Origin of the sequence: Oceanobacillus neutriphilus (assembly GCF_014645515.1) — a bacterium.
Lineage (GTDB): Bacteria > Bacillota > Bacilli > Bacillales > Amphibacillaceae > Oceanobacillus > Oceanobacillus neutriphilus.
On sequence record NZ_BMLW01000014.1, the window covers coordinates 100833 to 119105 of the forward strand.

The 18273-nt window shown below is 42.0% G+C and carries 17 protein-coding genes and 1 riboswitch; all 17 genes read right to left on the bottom strand.

What is annotated here, in order from left to right; genetic code table 11:
* Nucleotides 1-3: 3 nt before the first annotated feature.
* Nucleotides 4-588 (bottom strand): cob(I)yrinic acid a,c-diamide adenosyltransferase, encoded by a 585-nt coding sequence (locus IEX29_RS21025; RefSeq protein ID WP_188736945.1) that lies wholly within the window; start codon nt 586-588, stop codon nt 4-6.
* Nucleotides 589-1032 carry a bifunctional adenosylcobinamide kinase/adenosylcobinamide-phosphate guanylyltransferase gene (locus IEX29_RS21030; RefSeq protein WP_188736947.1) on the bottom strand — a complete coding sequence of 148 codons (444 nt, stop codon included), beginning with the start codon at nt 1030-1032 and terminating at the stop codon, nt 589-591.
* A complete protein-coding gene (locus tag IEX29_RS21035; RefSeq protein ID WP_188736949.1) occupies nt 984-1610 on the bottom strand; it encodes a histidine phosphatase family protein in 627 nt (208 codons plus the stop codon). The genes IEX29_RS21030 and IEX29_RS21035 overlap by 49 nt, the downstream gene beginning before the upstream one ends.
* A complete protein-coding gene (gene cobS, locus IEX29_RS21040; protein ID WP_188736951.1) occupies nt 1568-2374 on the bottom strand; it encodes an adenosylcobinamide-GDP ribazoletransferase in 807 nt (268 codons plus the stop codon). The genes IEX29_RS21035 and cobS overlap by 43 nt, the downstream gene beginning before the upstream one ends.
* Entirely contained in the window at nt 2374-3213 is an 840-nt protein-coding gene (locus tag IEX29_RS21045) for a cobyric acid synthase (protein WP_188736953.1), read from the bottom strand. Before IEX29_RS21045 ends, cobS begins: the two co-directional genes overlap by 1 nt.
* Nucleotides 3210-3770, bottom strand: coding sequence for a bifunctional adenosylcobinamide kinase/adenosylcobinamide-phosphate guanylyltransferase (locus IEX29_RS21050; RefSeq protein WP_188736955.1), 561 nt, complete (start codon nt 3768-3770; stop codon nt 3210-3212). The genes IEX29_RS21045 and IEX29_RS21050 overlap by 4 nt, the downstream gene beginning before the upstream one ends.
* Complete coding sequence (gene cobD, locus IEX29_RS21055) at nt 3752-4828, bottom strand: threonine-phosphate decarboxylase CobD (protein WP_188736957.1); 1077 nt, start codon at nt 4826-4828, stop codon at nt 3752-3754. Before cobD ends, IEX29_RS21050 begins: the two co-directional genes overlap by 19 nt.
* Nucleotides 4803-5768, bottom strand: a complete 966-nt coding sequence (cbiB, locus tag IEX29_RS21060) for an adenosylcobinamide-phosphate synthase CbiB (protein WP_188736958.1) — start codon at nt 5766-5768, stop codon at nt 4803-4805. The genes cobD and cbiB overlap by 26 nt, the downstream gene beginning before the upstream one ends.
* Entirely contained in the window at nt 5746-7242 is a 1497-nt protein-coding gene (locus IEX29_RS21065) for an adenosylcobinamide amidohydrolase (RefSeq protein ID WP_188736960.1), read from the bottom strand. The genes cbiB and IEX29_RS21065 overlap by 23 nt, the downstream gene beginning before the upstream one ends.
* Before the next feature lie 5 nt (nt 7243-7247).
* Entirely contained in the window at nt 7248-8279 is a 1032-nt protein-coding gene (locus IEX29_RS21070; RefSeq protein ID WP_229720320.1) for a FecCD family ABC transporter permease, read from the bottom strand.
* The gene (locus IEX29_RS21075) at nt 8269-9267 is read right to left on the bottom strand and encodes an ABC transporter substrate-binding protein (protein WP_188736962.1); all 999 of its coding nucleotides are present in this window, start codon (nt 9265-9267) and stop codon (nt 8269-8271) included. Before IEX29_RS21075 ends, IEX29_RS21070 begins: the two co-directional genes overlap by 11 nt.
* Before the next feature lie 262 nt (nt 9268-9529).
* Nucleotides 9530-9710: riboswitch (cobalamin riboswitch) on the bottom strand.
* A gap of 204 nt (nt 9711-9914) precedes the next feature.
* The gene (locus IEX29_RS26855; RefSeq protein WP_229720321.1) at nt 9915-10136 is read right to left on the bottom strand and encodes a hypothetical protein; all 222 of its coding nucleotides are present in this window, start codon (nt 10134-10136) and stop codon (nt 9915-9917) included.
* Nucleotides 10137-10385: 249 nt separating this feature from the next.
* A complete protein-coding gene (gene rpoE / locus IEX29_RS21080) occupies nt 10386-10892 on the bottom strand; it encodes a DNA-directed RNA polymerase subunit delta (RefSeq protein WP_188736964.1) in 507 nt (168 codons plus the stop codon).
* 312 nt (nt 10893-11204) lie between these two features.
* Nucleotides 11205-14435 carry a fused isobutyryl-CoA mutase/GTPase IcmF gene (icmF, locus tag IEX29_RS21085; protein WP_188736966.1) on the bottom strand — a complete coding sequence of 1077 codons (3231 nt, stop codon included), beginning with the start codon at nt 14433-14435 and terminating at the stop codon, nt 11205-11207.
* A 51-nt stretch (nt 14436-14486) separates the two neighbouring features.
* The gene (locus IEX29_RS21090) at nt 14487-15092 is read right to left on the bottom strand and encodes a TetR/AcrR family transcriptional regulator (protein WP_188736968.1); all 606 of its coding nucleotides are present in this window, start codon (nt 15090-15092) and stop codon (nt 14487-14489) included.
* A gap of 896 nt (nt 15093-15988) precedes the next feature.
* Complete coding sequence (locus IEX29_RS21095; RefSeq protein WP_188736970.1) at nt 15989-17128, bottom strand: acyl-CoA dehydrogenase; 1140 nt, start codon at nt 17126-17128, stop codon at nt 15989-15991.
* A 2-nt stretch (nt 17129-17130) separates the two neighbouring features.
* The gene (locus IEX29_RS21100) at nt 17131-18264 is read right to left on the bottom strand and encodes an acyl-CoA dehydrogenase (protein WP_373290712.1); all 1134 of its coding nucleotides are present in this window, start codon (nt 18262-18264) and stop codon (nt 17131-17133) included.
* Between the last annotated feature and the right edge of the window lie 9 nt (nt 18265-18273).

Here is an 18273-nt window from a genome sequence, read left to right on the forward strand (position 1 = left end):
GTTTTATTTATTTTTCTTGTGGCTGCCGCGAAATACTCTGGCGCTCCGCTCATATTCTACATCAGCAACTTCAAGTCGCGCATTTACAACACGGGCAGCAGCAAAAAAGTAATCAGAAAGACGATTGATATATTTTAATGGAATTGGATTGATTTCTTCGGCTTCGTGATAAAGAGTCACCATCTGTCTCTCTGCTCTTCTTGTCACTGTTCTCGCAACATGAAGTGCAGAAGCAGCTTGAGAGCCGCCCGGCAAAATAAATCTCTCGAGCTCCGGCGCTTCTTCAATTAAACTGTCCATGCGCTCCTCCAGATAGGTAACGATATCCTCCGTCAGTTCATAAGGTCTTTCCTTCTTGGAAACATTTGAAAGCTCCGTGCCGCAATCGAATAATTCATGCTGGATTTTCACCAGATCCTGGATAATATCCTCGAATACATCCGGATCTAGATAAGCAATTGCCAATCCGGTAAACGAATTGATTTCATCGATAGAACCATATGCTTCTACCCGCACATCATCCTTTCTTGCTTTCCCGCCAATTAACGCTGTCTGTCCTTTATCTCCGGTTCTTGTGTAAAGTCTCATTTAAATCTCTCCCTTACCTTTTAATGTTTGTGAAATGCCATACCAAACGAGATCAACCCGCTCTGCACGCGCAACTAATCTTTGATAGAGCCAGCCGGCAATATCACGCTGCAGCCGATTTTCTTTTTCCATTGGTACAATCCCCTTTGAAATATCCGTTCCAATCAATACAAGCCTGTGGTTTTCCTTGTTTTCTTCCCATTCCATCCATTTTTCTATCATTTTAATATTCTTATCTAAGAGTACATCAGGAGATAATTCCGCATTCATTTCTTTTTTTATCCATAATTCCAATCCTTCTAAAATCACAATAGAACGCAAATCTTCATTTGGAATCGGCCACTCCGGGTATTCTGATGCTGACAGCCATGTTATATCTTCAGGATAATGCTGTTTCACCCACTTCCCCTTACCGTTAAAGGCACCTCCTGTAACGAAATGCATTTTCGCGCCTCCTCCCAATCGTCTACTTCCCATGTTAAGCGGACTCCTGCATCATGTGATACTTTCCAATCAAAAAATGACTTCTTTTCTTCCATTAAGCTTGTTAATAAGTAACGAATGACCCCTCCATGTGCAACAAGCAATATATTTTTACTTTGCCGTCTGTATGCCTTCTGCCTTAATTGCTGAAAGCCTGCATCAATTCGCTGCTGCAATTCCAGAAAACTCTCTCCGTCTTGCGGTGCCTGGCTTTCTGGCGCATCAATCCAGGCACGGTAGCTTGCATTTCTCTTTAAATCTTCATAGGTTTTCATTTCCCACGCACCAAAATTCATTTCTCTAAAGTCTTTTATTTCTATTCGTTCCAGCTCCGGGCAAAGCAGGTCAGCTGTTTGACGGGCCCGTAATAAATCGCTTGTTATACAAAGATCAAACTGTTTGCCAAAGTCCTGGGCAGCTCTTAATCTTTCCATTTCTTCCGGTACAAGCGGCACATCTGTCCAGCCAAGATATCTTTTTTCCTGATTCGCCTTTGTTATACCATGGCGAAGTAATGTAACACTAATAAAGTCAGCCATAGTAATAATTCCATCCCCTCTGAGCTTGCACCTAATGTATCGCCCGTAATTCCATTAAAATTCTTCGTGATGCTTCCGGCGATAAATAAACCTGCAATCAGAGTCACCGCAATAAACAACAAGAAAGCAAATAACAGGTCTATCTGAAGCCAGGTAATAAAGCTGCCGATAATCACGAGGTAAGCAGCATACACCCCGAAGAGGCTGTTGCTTTTCCCTCGTTGAAAAAAGCTCGCCATCCCCTCTGTCCTGGCAGGAGGAAGTGTTTGCAGAAATACACCAAGCAGCATTTTACCCAGAAACGGAATAAGTATGATAAACAGAAGGATAGCAATATGTGCAATCTGGATTAATTCATAAAGGATAATAAATCTTGTAAACAAGAGAACAATTACCGACAGGACACCAAATGCACCTGTTCTCGGGTCCTTCATAATCTCTAATCTCTTTTCAGGATCTTTATAAGAGAAATAAGCATCACTGGTATCTATCCAGCCGTCCAGATGAATACCGCCTGAGAGAATAATCAGCAACAGCCAAAGAAACAGCGCCATTATTAAATCTGTAAACGGTGTAAAGCTGTGCAGTATATAGATAAAAGCTGCGTAGATGCTGCCTTGAAGCAGTCCCAATACCGGAAACGTCCGGAGCACATATTTTAACTGATTTTGATCAAGGGAGAATTGGGATTTTATCGGGATACTTGTAAAAAACTGCAGATTAACAAGAATACCTGTAAAAAATAAGCGGATCTTGTACAGCATCAGGATGCTCCTCCCAGGATTTTCATTAGTTTTTCTACATTTATATTTGCCTCCAAATGGTCTGCAAGCCTTTCATAATCCGCTTCTTTACTTGTTAGATTTGGCTGGAAAGAGGATTCTGTTTCATGGAGACTATCCTCTTCGTCAAGCTGATGCTGAATATAAGGAATGACACCCAGTACAGGAAGATTTGTATAGTTTTCCAGCCATTCCACACCATTCGTAAACAGAGATGGGTTACCGGAAAATTTATTAATGATGATTCCTTTTACACGCGAGCGTTCTTTTTCTGTAAGCAAAGCAAGTGTACCGGCAATACTGGCAAAAACACCGCCTCTTTCAATATCAGCTATTAAAAGAACAGGGACCTCTGCAAGCCTGGCAACTGCCATATTTGCCAGATCACGTTCCTTTAAATTCATTTCCACCGGGCTTCCTGCTCCTTCAATAATTACAAAATCACTGCTGTTCTCAGCCTGTGTCAGACCTTTTTTAATTGCCAGAAGCGCCCTTTGGTAATAAAGATCCTTAAAGCTTGCACCTGTAATCACGCCCTGTGATTCCCCCGCTAAAAATACTTCTGTACGCATCTTTTTTAAAGGCTTCAGCAGAATCGGGTTCATCCAGGGCTCCGCTTTGCGCCCCGAAGCTTCTGCCTGCTCGTATTGTGAAATGGCAATCTCTCTTCCTGTTTCGAGTACAACACTATGACTCGACATATTCTGTGCTTTAAAGGGGGAAATTTGAAAACCTTTTCTTGTCAGCATCCGGCAAATTGCTGTTGTGAGAATACTTTTTCCGACATGAGAAGCTGTTCCCTGCAGCATAACTCCCTTCATTTCCATCTCCCCTTCTTCATAAGCGGTATCCCGCTCTCTACTAAAATTGCCAGGCTCGCACGCTCTACTGACTGCTGATGCACATTTCCTAACAATGCCTGATAATTCCGTGTGAGTTCATTCTCATAAGGGATATCCTGCAGCACTTCATTGGAAACAATAATGACCTCGCCTGCATAATTACAAAGTTCTGTAATATCCTCTCTTATATACTCTAAAACTGTATTTGCGTCATTTAGTTCTTCTTGAAATAGATAATTATTCAAAAGCGTAGTTATACAATCTAATAAAATCACATCCTGCCTTGTAAACTGGCGGGCGATATGTGACAGATGAACAGGCTGCTCCCAGGTTCTCCACACAGACCCGGATTGCTTCCGGTCCTGCTGATGACGTTTAATGCGCTCCTGCATTTCCACGTCTGAGGGAATACCGCACGCAATATAATGAAGATTGCTATCTGTTTCCCGGGCATGCTTTACAGCTAACTGTTCAGCAAAAGCACTTTTACCACTCCGTACTCCTCCAGTAATAAATATTAATTTCTCTGTTTCCATGCAGCTAACGCCTCCAGCAGTATTTTATTATCATCAGGCTGCTTCACGGCAACACGAAGCCATTCCCCCTCTATTCCCGGAAAGTTTTCTGTATGCCGCAGTACAAGCCCCTGTCTCAGCAAATAATGAAACAGCTGCTCCTGTGTCGATAAGGAAGGATCCCTTAATAAATAAAAATTCAGCTGTGATGAACTGTGTTCAAATCCCAGCTTCACCAGCTCCTGAAAAATTGCTGTTCGTTCCGCTTCAATAAACCTTCTTGTTTCCACGGTATGAGATCTGTCCTGTAAACAGGCAACACCTGCCTTCATCGCCAACGCATTCACACTCCAATGCGGCTTTGTCCTGCCAATCTCTTGAAGCAATTCAGGATTCCCGGCAAGGAAGCCAAGACGCAGGCCGGCGATACTATACATTTTTGTCAGCGAACGGATAATGAGCACATGCTGTTGATGCAGAACTTTTTCTATATAAGTAACCGGTTCCGGTAAAAAATCATAAAAAGCCTCATCAATAATACAAAGTGTATCCGTTCTTTTACATGCTTCCATCAAGGCTTCTACCGTCTCCCGGTTGTAATGCACACCAGTAGGGTTATTGGGATTACATAGAAATACAGCCTTTACTCCGTGAAGCTTATCTGCCAGAGCAGATACCTCTAAATTCCATTCCGGTGCAGCAAGTACAATTTCCACAACCTCACAGTCTTCCTTCCTGCAGGCAGCTGCATATTCCGAAAAAGCTGGATGAATCACAGCCACCTTGCTTCCAGCTAAATACCTGGCAACCAAAGTGATTATCTCAGCAGCTCCATTTCCTGCAAGTAAATGTGCAGCAGAGATATTCTCCTGCGCTGCAAGCTCCTCCATAAGTGTATAGGCATATGGATCCGGATAATCATTAATTGCTGTGAACCAGTCTCCCCATTTTTCCTGTAACACTTTCGGTGCGCCTAATGGATTAATATTCACACTGAAATCAATCACCTTTTCAGGCTGTTTCATCTTTAATGATTCATAGACATATTTTGTGTTAGAACCATGCTCCGGCAGCTGCAATGATGCCACCTCCTATCCATAAGATAATAACAAAAGCGAAAACGGCGCGCTGCATTATTTTGATAGTATGTAAAATATCCCTTTTTTCTAATTCCCGCATACTGATCCCCATATGAGCCCGCTCTGATTTGATACCTTTATAATAATTCACTCCGCCGAGCTGGACACCGAGGAATAATGCTACAGCTGCTTCAAAAAAGCCACTGTTCGGGCTTGGATGCTTTTTGGCATCTGTATACCATCGTTTAAAAGCTTCTTTTCTGTTAAGATGTGGAGTGCGATTTGTTAACATCATCAAAAAGGTCGTTATTCTGCTCGGAATCCAGTTTAAAACATCGTCAAGTCTTGCGGATGCCCAGCCGAAATCCTGGTAACGTTCATTTTTATGACCGAGCATGGAATCACATGTATTTACAGCACGATACACAATTGCTAACGGGGCTCCGCCAATAAACGCCCAGAAAAGTGGGGAAGTAATTCCATCACCAATACTTTCAGCAACTGTTTCAACAGCGGCACGTGTTACTTCCTTTTCATCCAGATTTTCCGTATCTCTGCCAACAATCATTGATACCTGATAACGGGCATTCTCTATATCACCGGCAGCCAGCGGCTCATAGACACGCAATGCTGCTGTTCCTAAATCCTTTTGTGCAATCGTTACTGCAATCAGGCATGCCTCTACAAGAATTCCTGCAACAGCATGAAGCTGATATGCGCCCCAGCTTAACAGTAAACTGGTTAATAAAACTGTCATTGTTATCAGTAAAAGAAGCACAATGCCTTTCCATTTTTTATGTTTCCCACGATTCAAATGCCTGTCAAGCAGGGTAATAAAACTCCCCATCCAACGCACCGGATGCGGCCAATGCGGCGGGTCACCGATGACACGATCAATGATTAATGCGAGTGTGATACTAATTAGATGATAGATGACCATGCATTTCTTTCCTCTTAAAATAATGTTGGATGGACTGCTTCATTTCCTGATAAACACCTTTGCCAATTATAGCCCCCAGCTCGGTAGCTGTCCCCGCATAATCGATTTCTTTGCCCTGCTGTGTTGCAGCAACTAATATGCTGTCTGTCGAGGTCCCGGTAGCCTGTTTTTTTGTGACAGCATCAAGAATATGACAATCGCGGAGCACCTGTGCTTTCGCTTCTGTTGCAGTAATGATTGACTGAATATAGGCTTCATCTGTTAATTTCCCGTTTACAAAAATCCAGGTGTTAATGGTACCCGGCTTCACTGGACCAGCTGCAGGTGAATTCACGCGCGAACTGTCTACAGCATTTCCCACGCCGGCAGTCACAACAATCATGACAGAGAACCCATCTCCCTCATATAAGCGGTAACTGTTATCTTCTAATACAACTGCTGTCATCATTCCAACTGTCTGTGAAACAGGAAATCCATACTTTGTTAAATATTCCCGCATCTCCTGCCGATGATTTGTACAATTGTAATTTGCATCTACATGTCTGTTCACAAAATTACTGTACCAGCCTGCTCCAGCGCCGACAACACCAGAAGACACTGTTTTCAAGGGCTGCTTTGACTGTAATACAATCCTCTCCGGACTAATTGACAGCATATTTTCATCAATTTTCACCTGTTCTCCCTCTCTCTCGCTCTTTTTACCCGGCAATAAATGAAGCTGCGGTTTTGCAATTTTAGAATGCGGTTGTTTGACGACCTCTGTTTGATAGACATGATTGATCAACTCTTCTGAAAGTACGTCATTGGGATCTGCAACCGCCCTCGTCTCTCCGTTATCCATTAATAAAATTTTGTCACAATAAAGGCTTGCCAGATTTAAATCATGTAAAATAGCAACGACCGTCAGCCCTTCTTCCCTGGCCCTTGTTCTCAATAAATCAAGAAGCTCCTTTTGATAGGCCAAATCTAAATGATTTGTCGGTTCATCCAGCAACAGAATATCTGGCTGCTGAACCAGTGCCTGTGCCAGGAATATCCTTTGCTGTTCCCCGCCAGAATGCTCCATCACGGAATTCTCTTGAAAACGGCTGATGTTTGTCTGTTTCATTACCTTTTGCACAATATCCTCATCTTCATCCGTCCATGTCTGGAAAAAACCGCGATGATGTGCATATCTGCCAAGAGAAACGGTCTCCTTTACCGTATACGGAAAAACCTGCGGTGATAATTGAGGCAAGACAGCCATCTTCTTCGCGAGCTGTTTTTTCGTTAAATCAGAGATGCTTATATCGTCGATCTTGACCTCTCCCTGCTCAAGTTCCAATAAACCGCTCATCATCTTGAGCAATGTGGTTTTTCCGCTGCCATTCGGTCCCAGAATACCGAAGAATTCTCCTTTTCCAACAGAAAAATGAATATCCTTTACGATTTTTACACCATCATAACCGCCAGATACGTTTTCTATTTTGAGCATCTTTTTTACCTTCCTTTTTCTTTTTTCTGTTTGATTAAAATCATCGCAAATACTGGTGCACCCACTAATGCTGTGATAACCCCCACAGGCAGGACCTGCGGCGAAATAATCGTTCTTGATAATAAATCAGTCAAGATAAGGAATCCCGCTCCAGTAATAATAGATAATGGCAGAAGATGAATATGATCCGGCCCCCAGAGCTTTCTCGTTAAATGAGGGATAACCAGTCCGACAAAGCCGATCGTACCTGAGACAGCCACTGCTGCGCCTGTTAAAATAGAACCTGCAGCCAGGATAAGCATTTTCCGTTTTTCCACATCGACTCCTAAATGCTGGGCTCTCTCTTCCCCAAATGACATAGCATTTAATTCCCTTGTATTCATCAGCAATAATAAACCGCCAACGATTAAAAATGGTAAAATAATGCCGACGTATTTCCAGCCGCGCATGGATACACTTCCTAAGAGCCAGCCGATTATTTGCTGCAGCTCTTCTCCTGTTAATGCAATAATCAAGGAGATAATAGATCCTAAGAAGGAGCTGAAAATAATCCCGGTCAAAATAATTGATTCAACACGCATTGTTTTATCAATTTTTTTCGCAAAAAAAAGTACAATCATAATGGTTGCCAACGCTGATAGAATGCTTAAGAATGGCAACGTATACATTCCCAGAAACGGAATGGAGATATTAAAGAATAAGGTTGATACCGCTCCGACAGATGCACCGGAGGAAACACCGAGAATATAGGGATCGGCTAAAGGGTTCCGCAATAAACCTTGAAAGGCCGCTCCTGCAATCGCAAGAGAGGCCCCCACAAGTCCCGCCAGGATTACCCGTGGCAAGCGTATATCATATACAATGCTGATGGACTTCGGATCAACACCGTCACCTATAGGCAGATGAAATACCTCTGAGCCGATAATTTTAATAATTTCAGGTATCGGGACAGAGACGCTGCCGACCGAAATTGCTATCAGCATCGTACTGATTAAGAACGCTAATGAAAGCGTATATTTCAATAAATTACTCTTCATCAAAAAGCTCCGGATACACCGCCTCAGCGATTTCCCTTGCTCCATCGACAAGACGAGGTCCTGGACGGGAGACTGTATCCGAATCAACATCATAAATTCTTTCATTTGCTACAGCATCTACAGTATCAAAACCGTCTCTTGAAGTCACTTCACCGATTGGATCTTCAACATAAGAACCATATGTTGAAATAATCACCTCTGGATTCAGCTCTATAATTGCTTCCGGGTCCATTTCAACCCAGCCTTCCTGATCACCGGCGGCATTATCTGCATGGATAATCTGCAGCAGCTCATCAAGGAATGTATTTTGTCCGGCTGTATAGATTTCCGGTGATGGAGAAATTTCAAAGAACACAGATTGGCGATCTTCCTCTGCTACTTCCGAGGTTATCTCCTCTAATTCTGCAAAGTCAGCCTGCATGTCTGTAACTAATTGTTCTGCCTCTTCTTCTGCATTGACAACCTGTCCGATATTTTCAATTGTTTCATACGTTGTATCAACATCTGTTGCATCTGCAACCGTGAACACTTCAATATCAGCGTCCTCCAGTTGATCTAATGCTTCCTGGGATGAAGCTACTAAAGACTCATGTGCTAAAACAACATCCGGATCCAGACTGATAATTACTTCCACGTTAAATTCCATACCGCCTACCTTATCAATATCAAGAACCTCTTCCGGATAAGTATCGTTATCGGAAACACCAACAACCTTATCTCCCTGGTCTAAAGCAAATGTAATCTCCGTGTTACTTGGCATCAATGAGACAATTCGTTCCGGTTCTTCTTCCAGTGTTACTTCATTATCTATTGCATCTGTTATTGTTAGCGGATAAGCAGAGTCTTCTCCGTCTGTATCCTCTGAAGCTGTTTCTTCATTTGTCGTATTTTCATCTGGTGCTCCTTCATCTGCGCTGTCATTATTACTGCATCCAATTAAGAATCCTGCTAATAAAGCCAGCAGCAGTACTTGTAAAAACTTTTTCATTTTGACTTCCCCCTTGATTTTTGGTGTATTCTTACATGTTCAGCCATGTATTATTGTTGAGGAAGTACTGACGTGAAATGGCTTTCATAAATTATTCTGCCTGCTGCATATCCTGAATCAAATCGTTTTGTACAGTTAGCGGGGCTCCAATTTTTACACTGGATTAAAACGAACTATACAACGCTAAAAAACATCTCCACGGCAAATGAAGATGTTAGAAAGATGCAGAAAAAATGCTTCACCTTACTATCCTCGTAGAATCGGCTTGAACTAAAAATAGGCAGGTATCCTGGCTTATGGTCATCACTCACAGAACCCTTCCCATACCTCGTTGTACAGTGGCTTGTTCTGCTCGCTCGCATTTACAGTGGCGGGACCGCGTTGGAATTACACCAACTTCCCTTTATGATTTTATGAAAATCACCTATTTTTATTTTATGTAATTGTCTTCTGAGTCTATTTCTATTTTACAATGTTTTACTGTGAAAAACTATAGAAAGGAGTAATAGTTTTAAAAAAGTTCACTATAAGATATTATCCCTGCTGAAACAGCTTTCTTTAAAAGCATATTTCTGCTATTCCAGGAAAAAATGAGCAAATCACTTGGTCTTTAAAACAATGACGTTCTTATCAAGGAGATGTCCGCTTCAGGAAGCGGCTATCCACGGGCAACGCCTCAGCCTCCTCGAAAGAAGACCACTTTCTGCGGGGTCTTCACCTGTTGCTTTTCCCGTAGGAGTCGGCTCCCCTACGCTCCCATCTATGAAGAAATATGCTTCATTTGCTTTCTTACAAAGAAATGAAGCTAATTCTAGCGACTCTTTTTGATGGGCATGTAACAGCAGTCTCATCAAAAAACGTTGTCGCAAAACCGAACTGACATCTATCCAGTATGCCTCCTCGAAAAAAGTACTCTTCTTTTTTTCGAGGAGATGAGCTCGGGGCCCATGGAAAGCGTAGTATATTTCTGGGGCCTAAGATTACTCCCCCCATGAAAACCGCTGGAGTGGCTATCCTTGGCATTCTATACTTTCTTACTCAAAAAAAACTGGGGCAAACTGAGTTTTAACTCAACCTGTTCCAGCTTTTTTAAATCAATCCATTTTGTATGCGATGGGTTAACGGTCATCCTCGTCATCATAATCTAATTCATCCAAATCATCTTTACCAATGACGTCATCCACTTCATCTTCAATTTCTTCTATATCTGTATCTTCTTCTGCGTCATCAAAATCATCAAGCATATCATCAATATCTTCATCTGTTACATCTAAATCACTATCAATTTCTTCTGTTTCTACTACTGCTGCTTTTTTCTTCTTTTTCTTACGTTTTTTCGTCGGCTCATCTGTAATTTCTTCTTCTGCCTGCTCTACCGGGTACCAGCTCTTTAATCCCCACATACCAGATCCTAATGTTAAATAACGTCCGTCAACATTCATATCTGTGTAGAATTGTGCAATCAAATTTTCTTTGTCTTCTTTTGAGAAGTTTTTTAAATCTGCTATTCTGGAGAATAAATTCTGAAAAGAGATTGCTTTATTTTCTTCCTTTAAAATAATAGAACCTAATTCAATCATGGACAGATTGCTGATCTCTTCTTTTGTCAATTCTTTCACGCTCACGTTCATGCACTCCTTTGAAAATATACTTAAGGCTAAAAATAGCTATCTATGCTGCAAATAATTATTATATATGCGATTTTAGTCACAATAAATCTATTTTACATTATAAACATATTTGAATGCAATTATCCAGTGAAAGTTTACGGTTCTGTATTCTTAAATAAGCTGAATAGTGATCACTCCGGAAAAATTGCTACAGTTACTTGTTTCTATTTCAGCTTATACAATTAGGGGAATTAATCTTGAACTATTCATTTTTTTACAAAAAGAACGTGAGCATGGATTTCATAGTTCGTTATACTTTCAATGAATTTACATATTACGCCGGTATTGTCCGCCGACTTCGTAGAGTGCTTTTGTGATTTCTCCAAGGCTTGCATGGCGGACAGTGTGTAATAGCTCTGCAAAGATATTTCCGTCTGTTACTGCTTTTTGCTTTAATCGTTTTAAAGCATCCTCTACATCGTCTTTATGGTCTGATTGAAAACGGCGCAGTTCTTTGATTTGATGCATTTTTTCCTCTTCTGTTGCCCTGGCAAGCTCCATCGAATCTATATCTTCCTCGGATGGCGGATTTGGATTTAAATACGTATTTACTCCTACAATCGGCAGTTCTCCAGAGTGTTTCTTCCCTTCATAATAAAGCGATTCTTCTTGAATTTTCCCGCGCTGATATTGGCGTTCCATTGCTCCCAAAACGCCGCCGCGATCATTCATCTGCTCAAATTCCTGTAAAACGGCTTCCTGGACAAGGTCTGTTAATTCTTCCACAATGAAAGCTCCCTGCAAGGAATTTTCATTTTTTGCTAATCCGAATTCTTTATTAATAATCATTTGAATTGCCATTGCCCGGCGGACTGATTCTTCTGTCGGTGTAGTGATTGCTTCATCATAAGCGTTCGTATGGAGTGAATTTGTATTGTCCTGGATAGCCAATAATGCCTGTAATGTTGTACGGATATCGTTGAAATCAATTTCCTGCGCGTGCAGGGAACGTCCGGAAGTCTGCACATGGTATTTCAGCTTTTGACTGCGTTCATTTGCACCATATTTTTCCTTCATGGTAATTGCCCAGATTCTTCTTGCCACTCTTCCAATCACTGTATATTCCGGATCTAAACCATTAGAAAAGAAGAAAGAAAGGTTTGGAGCAAATTTATTAATATCCATTCCCCGGCTCAAATAATATTCTACATAAGTAAATCCATTTGCTAATGTAAATGCCAGCTGGGTGATTGGATTTGCACCTGCTTCCGCAATATGATAGCCGGATATGGAAACAGAATAATAATTTCGTACTTGATTATCTATGAAATATGCTTGAATATCCCCCATCATCCGCAAAGCAAATTCTGTCGAAAAAATACAGGTATTCTGACCCTGGTCTTCTTTTAAAATATCCGCCTGTACCGTACCCCTGATTACGGAAACAGTATCTGCCTGAATTTGGCCGAATTCCTCAGCCGTCGGCGGGCGTCCATTTTCTTCTGTGAACTTATCTACCTGCTGATCAATGGCAGTATTAAAATACATTGCCAGAATAATTGGGGCAGGCCCGTTAATTGTCATAGAAACAGAGGTTAATGGATCTGTTAAATCAAAGCCGCTATAGAGCTTTTTCATATCATCTAAGGTACAAATATTTACACCGCTGTTTCCGACCTTTCCGTAAATATCCGGACGTTCGGCAGGGTCTTCTCCATATAGAGTCACTGAATCAAAAGCGGTCGAAAGGCGTTTCGCTTCCTCACCTTTAGAAAGATAATGAAAGCGGCGGTTAGTCCGCTCAGGAGTTCCTTCACCGGCAAACTGCCTTGTCGGGTCCTCCCCTTTTCGTTTAAAGGGAAACACACCGGCTGTATAAGGGAAAGAACCGGGAACATTTTCCCGCATTAACCAATATAGACGATCTCCCCAATCCTGATATTTGGGCAACACAACTTTCGGAATCTTTAAACCTGACAATGACTCTGTTGTTAAATCCATCGTGATTTCTTTATCTCTCACTTTAAACGTAAATGTATCACCCAGATAACTTTCTTTTAAAGTTTCCCAATTATCCAGCAGCTGTCTGGCATCCCCGTCTAATTGCTGTTCATATGTTGTAATCACCTGGTCTAAAGAAGCCCCCGCTCCATCATCCAAGTCCTCTCTTACTCCTTTTAACTGATAGAGCTTCGTGGCAATTCCCCGCTGTTTTCCGGCGCGCTTATCATAATTCCGGACATAGGAAGCAATCTCCCGTAAATAATGCCTGCGTTCATTCGTAATAATTTGATTTTGCTTTTCTGAAATAACATGACGTTGAAACGGAACCTCTGCCTCCCATTGAAAATCTTCATTCATGCGATCAATCAATGAAGCAAATAAAGCGTTTGTTCCTTCATCATTAAATTGACTGGCTATTGTGCCAAAGACAGGAAATTTGGTTTTATCCTGATGAAATAGCATATGGCTGCGTTCATATTGCTTCCGCACTTGATTAAGTGCATCCTCTGATCCCTTTTGTTCAAATTTATTAATCACAATAAAATCAGCATAATCAATCATGTCTATTTTCTCCAGTTGGGTAGGTGCGCCAAATTCTGCGGTCATAACATACATGGATAAATCCGTAATATCTGTAACTGCTGCATCGCCCTGCCCTATTCCGCTTGTCTCAACAATGATAAGATCATAATCTGATGCACGTACCACTTCTATCGCATCATGGATTGAATCGGAAAGTTCTGTCCCTGAATTTCTGGTAGCAAGAGAGCGCATATAAATCCGGTCAGAAAAAATTGCATTCATACGGATACGGTCTCCAAGCAAAGCACCGCCAGTTTTCCGTTTGGATGGATCAATAGATAAAATCGCCACCTTCCGTTCTGGAATTTCATTTAAAAATCGGCGGATAAGTTCATCGGTCAAAGAACTCTTCCCTGCTCCCCCTGTCCCCGTAATCCCAAGTACAGGAATTTTCTTTTTGGAAGGCGCAGAGAACTTTTCTAAAACCTGCTTCTTCGTTTCTGCTTCCCCATTCTCCATTAAAGTGATAAATTTACCGATCGCCAGCCGGTCCCCTTCCTTTAATCGTAAGAAGTCTTTATCTATATCTATCGGCGGGATAAAATCACATTTTTCCAGCATACGGTCAATCATCCCTTGAAGCCCGTATTTTCTTCCATCATCAGGGGAAAACAGCCAGGCAACGCCATATTCGTGAAGCTCTTTGATCTCGCGCGGAAGAATGGTCCCTCCTCCTCCGCCTAATACTTGAATATGCGCTGCATCCAGCTCCTTCAACAGATCAATCATATATTTAAAATATTCGACATGCCCGCCCTGATAAGATGAGATAGCAATCCCCTGTGCGTCCTCCTGAATGGCTGCATAAACCACTTCTTCTACAGAACGGTTATGTCCAAGGTGAATAACCTCCGCACCACTGGCCTGCAGAATACGCCGCATAATATTTATGGAAGCATCATGCCCGTCAAACAAGCTGGACGCTGTCACAAAACGAATGGGATGCTTTGGCGAATAACGCTCTTCTGTCATGCTTTATCCTCCTCTTTAATTAGATTGCAAAGTTTCTGGTCTTTCATCTATTTACAGCCAACAATTCACTTGTTTCATCTGCAATTCTACGTATTCATCAATGGTAAATTCTTTTTGAATCATCCAGCGGCGGAAGCACCACATATGTCCGCTGACGACAATATTATTTGCCAAAAAATAAATTTCTTTAGGGCTCAGCTTTTCTTTAAGAGAAACAGTCAAGAGCTCCTCCATCATTCCGACAACCTTACGCTCCTGCTCCAGGACAAATTTACGTTTTTCTTTATTTAATGATTTTGTTTCCTGATACAGCATTAAAATTTCAGGCTGTATGGTATCCATAAAATAAAGGTATTGCCGAATGGCCTGACGCAGGCTTTCCTCTGTCGGATTTTCTACAGAAACTGTTGCCGAGAGCTGATCACGCACTTGATCATGTACAAATTCACATACAAGAAAAAGCACATCCTCCTTTGTTCTAATATATTCATATAACGTGCCAATGCTGAATCCAGATTCTTTGGCAATTTCCCTTGTCGTTGTCCTGTGAAAGCCTTTTTCCTTAAACAGCCGCATGGCTCCTTCAATAATTTGCTTCCTGCGACGCATTACGAGTTCCTGGTCTTTGACGGAAGAACGGATCTGGTCTTCACTCATCACTCAACCTCCTTTTTATAAATAAATTGGCGGTTCTCTATGATAAATCATTGATTATTCATCCTTAGAATTTATAAATAGCTCAACTTTCGCACTTTAAAAAGAAACTTCCTATCCATAGGAACAGGGGGTGATCATTTCCTCCATATATCTATTGACAAAGATAGAAGGTAAAGTGTACAGTGACCGCTACGGCGGACCGTTTTGCTTTCCTAGGGGCACGCTCTTCAGCTAACTTTTGCCAAGAAGATCACTTGGCAAAAGTGGATCTTCAGATGGTGCTTAATCCCTCAGGAGTCAAAACGGTCCGCCTCCGCTAACAGGGTATTCTATACTGAAATAACTGAACAAATAAAAGGCAGATCTGACAGAACAAATTTTTCGTGTTTTATGGTAAAGATGCTCAGTAATCCTTATTGTGCATGAAAGCTATTCTCGATATGATTTATTCATGCTGTTATGATTTGAACTGCTAAAAAACGATGATTTCATCTAACTTCATCAGTCTATTATTTCTTCCATGCGCTGTAGAATCCTACTAGAGCGCAGGCCAACCACGTAGACTCCTATGGGAACAGGGCGAGCTGAAGATCCACTTGAAAAGCGGGTTTCTTTTCAAGTTAGCTGAAGCCGTCCCCATGGCAGACTAAGATCGCAACGTCCTGTTGCAACGTCTGCACTAGTACGTCCTGTACGTCGGAAAGCGGAGTGGTTGGCCGGAGCGGAAGCTATACACAATAACCTGTTCAAAAAATAAAAAGATGAGTTAACTAAAAGCAAGCATGATAATTGAGACCATGTACATCCTGGAATAGCAAGGTTAGTGTGTTTATTCTTAGGTGCGAAAGTTGAGTAAATAGTTTGTTCTGCTTCCATTATAGAAAGGGAATGCTCCTTTATTTTGTCAGCATCCGTCCGATAACGAGGCGCTGAATTTCATTGGTACCCTCGTAAATTTGCGTAATCTTCGCATCACGCATGTAACGTTCCACTGGATAGTCTTTGGTATATCCATAACCGCCAAAAACTTGGACCGCTTCTACTGTAATACGCATCGCTGCATCCCCTGCGAATAATTTCGACATAGCAGATGCTTTTCCATACGGTTTTCCAGCTGATTCCAGCCATGCAGCCTGATAGGTTAACAGGCGGGCTGCTTCGATGTCTGTTGCCATATCTGCCAGTTTGAAGGAAATACCCTGATTAGCTGCAATCGGCTTGCCGAATTGCTTTCTCTCCTTCGCATAGGCCGCAGCTGCATCCAGTGCTCCCTGTGCAATCCCCAGAGCTTGTGCAGCAATGCCGTTTCTGCCTCCATCCAAAGTGGTCATCGCAATTTTAAATCCGTCCCCTTCTTCCCCAAGTACATTTTCTGCAGGTACTCTGCAATTCTCAAAAATTAACTCTGTGGTTGGAGAAGAACGAATGCCAAGCTTCTTTTCTTTTTTTCCGAATGTGAAGCCCTCTGTTCCCTTTTCAACAATAAAAGCTGTAATGCCTTTATGCTTTTTATCCGCATCTGTTTTTGCAAAAACAATATAGAGATCTGCTACACCGCCATTTGTGATCCATACTTTGCTGCCGTTCAATATATAATCATTGCCATCTTTTTTGGCTGTTGTTTTCATCGAAACTACGTCACTGCCTGCCCCCGGCTCTGATAAGGCATAAGCTCCCAATGCTTCTCCAGTTGCAAGCCGTTGTAAAAAGTTCTGCTTCTGTGCTTCATTTCCATATTTATAAATCGGCCAGCTCGCCAAGGATAAATGGGCAGAAAGCGTTACTCCCGTAGAAGCACAGACACGTGATAATTCCTCAACTGCAATCACATAGCTCACATAATCCGAACCTATTCCACCGTATTCCTCCGGCCAGGGAATACCTGTTAATCCGAGCTCGGCCATCTGATCGAAAATCTTCCTGTCAAACCGTTCTTCTTCATCTCTTTCCGCTGCTGTCGGCTCTACTTCATTCTCAGCAAAATCTCTGACCATTTTCCGCAGCATCTCTTGTTCTTCAGTCAATTGAAAATCCATTTCTATCTCCCCTTCAATAGCTCTTTAGATATCACGATATGCTGTATTTCATTCGTTCCTTCATAAATTTCGGTTACCTTCGCATCACGAAACAATCTTTCAACAGGATATTCCTTGGTATAGCCATATCCGCCATAAATCTGGACAGCCTCAATGGCATTTTGCATCGCTGCTTTGGTTGCTGTCAGCTTTGCCATCGATGTTTCCTTTATACAGGCCTGATTCATTTCAATCCGTTTTGCCGCTTGATAGGTTAATAGTTTTGCCGCTTCTACCTTCGTTGCCATCTCAGCCAGCTTAAAGGAAATCCCCTGATTTACTGCAATCGGCTTGCCAAACTGCTCCCTTTCCCTCGCATAAGCAACGGAATATTCTAATGCTGCCTCCGCAATACCGAGCCCCTGGGCAGCGATACCAATTCTTCCGATATTTAAGTTAGCCATCGCTATTTTAAAGCCCTGCCCTTCCTTACCAAGCATATTCTCTTTAGGAACCCGGCATTGCTCAAAGCTTAATTCAACCGTACTTGACCCCTTCAATCCCATTTTCTTCTCATTCTTTCCAATCACCAGACCTGGACTGTCTCTTTCGACAATAAATGCACTGATCCCGTCCTTGTCATCACTTGTTCTGGCAAAAGTAATAAAGGTATCTGCATATTCCCCGTTCGTAATAAATACTTTTGAACCGTTCAATATATACATATCATCTACCAGTTTGGCAGTTGTTTTTAAACCGCTTGCATCGGAGCCGGAATTCGCCTCTGTTAAAGCAAAAGCGCCTAAATATTCTCCGGAAGCAAGCTTGGGGATATATTTCTTTTTCTGTTCCTCTGTTCCAAAATAAAGAATCGGGTTAGTACCGACAGAAGTATGCACAGACAAAATAACACCAATCGTTGCACTGACCTTTGACAGCTCATGGATCACCCGGATATAGGAGCTGAAATCCATACCAGCTCCTCCGTACTCATCCGGTATAGGAATACCCATTAAGCCAAGCTCTCCCATCTTCGCAATAATTTCTTTCGGAAAACGGTCTTCCTCCTCCATCCGCCCGACTTCCTTGGCAATCTCATCGCGGGCAAAATCTTGAACCATTTTGACTAACATTTTTTGTTCTTCCGTTTGTGTAATAATCAATAC

Bases quoted from the DNA above. Each gene is read 5' to 3' on its own strand.
- IEX29_RS21025 (WP_188736945.1), bottom strand. From the start codon at position 588: ATGAGACTTTACACAAGAACCGGAGATAAAGGACAGACAGCGTTAATT.
- IEX29_RS21030 (WP_188736947.1), bottom strand. From the start codon at position 1,032: ATGCATTTCGTTACAGGAGGTGCCTTTAACGGTAAGGGGAAGTGGGTG.
- IEX29_RS21035 (WP_188736949.1), bottom strand. From the start codon at position 1,610: ATGGCTGACTTTATTAGTGTTACATTACTTCGCCATGGTATAACAAAG.
- cobS (WP_188736951.1), bottom strand. From the start codon at position 2,374: ATGCTGTACAAGATCCGCTTATTTTTTACAGGTATTCTTGTTAATCTG.
- IEX29_RS21045 (WP_188736953.1), bottom strand. From the start codon at position 3,213: ATGAAGGGAGTTATGCTGCAGGGAACAGCTTCTCATGTCGGAAAAAGT.
- IEX29_RS21050 (WP_188736955.1), bottom strand. From the start codon at position 3,770: ATGGAAACAGAGAAATTAATATTTATTACTGGAGGAGTACGGAGTGGT.
- cbiB (WP_188736958.1), bottom strand. From the start codon at position 5,768: ATGGTCATCTATCATCTAATTAGTATCACACTCGCATTAATCATTGAT.
- IEX29_RS21065 (WP_188736960.1), bottom strand. From the start codon at position 7,242: ATGCTCAAAATAGAAAACGTATCTGGCGGTTATGATGGTGTAAAAATC.
- IEX29_RS21070 (WP_229720320.1), bottom strand. From the start codon at position 8,279: ATGAAGAGTAATTTATTGAAATATACGCTTTCATTAGCGTTCTTAATC.
- IEX29_RS21075 (WP_188736962.1), bottom strand. From the start codon at position 9,267: ATGAAAAAGTTTTTACAAGTACTGCTGCTGGCTTTATTAGCAGGATTC.
- icmF (WP_188736966.1), bottom strand. From the start codon at position 14,435: ATGACAGAAGAGCGTTATTCGCCAAAGCATCCCATTCGTTTTGTGACA.
- IEX29_RS21090 (WP_188736968.1), bottom strand. From the start codon at position 15,092: ATGAGTGAAGACCAGATCCGTTCTTCCGTCAAAGACCAGGAACTCGTA.
- IEX29_RS21095 (WP_188736970.1), bottom strand. From the start codon at position 17,128: ATGGATTTTCAATTGACTGAAGAACAAGAGATGCTGCGGAAAATGGTC.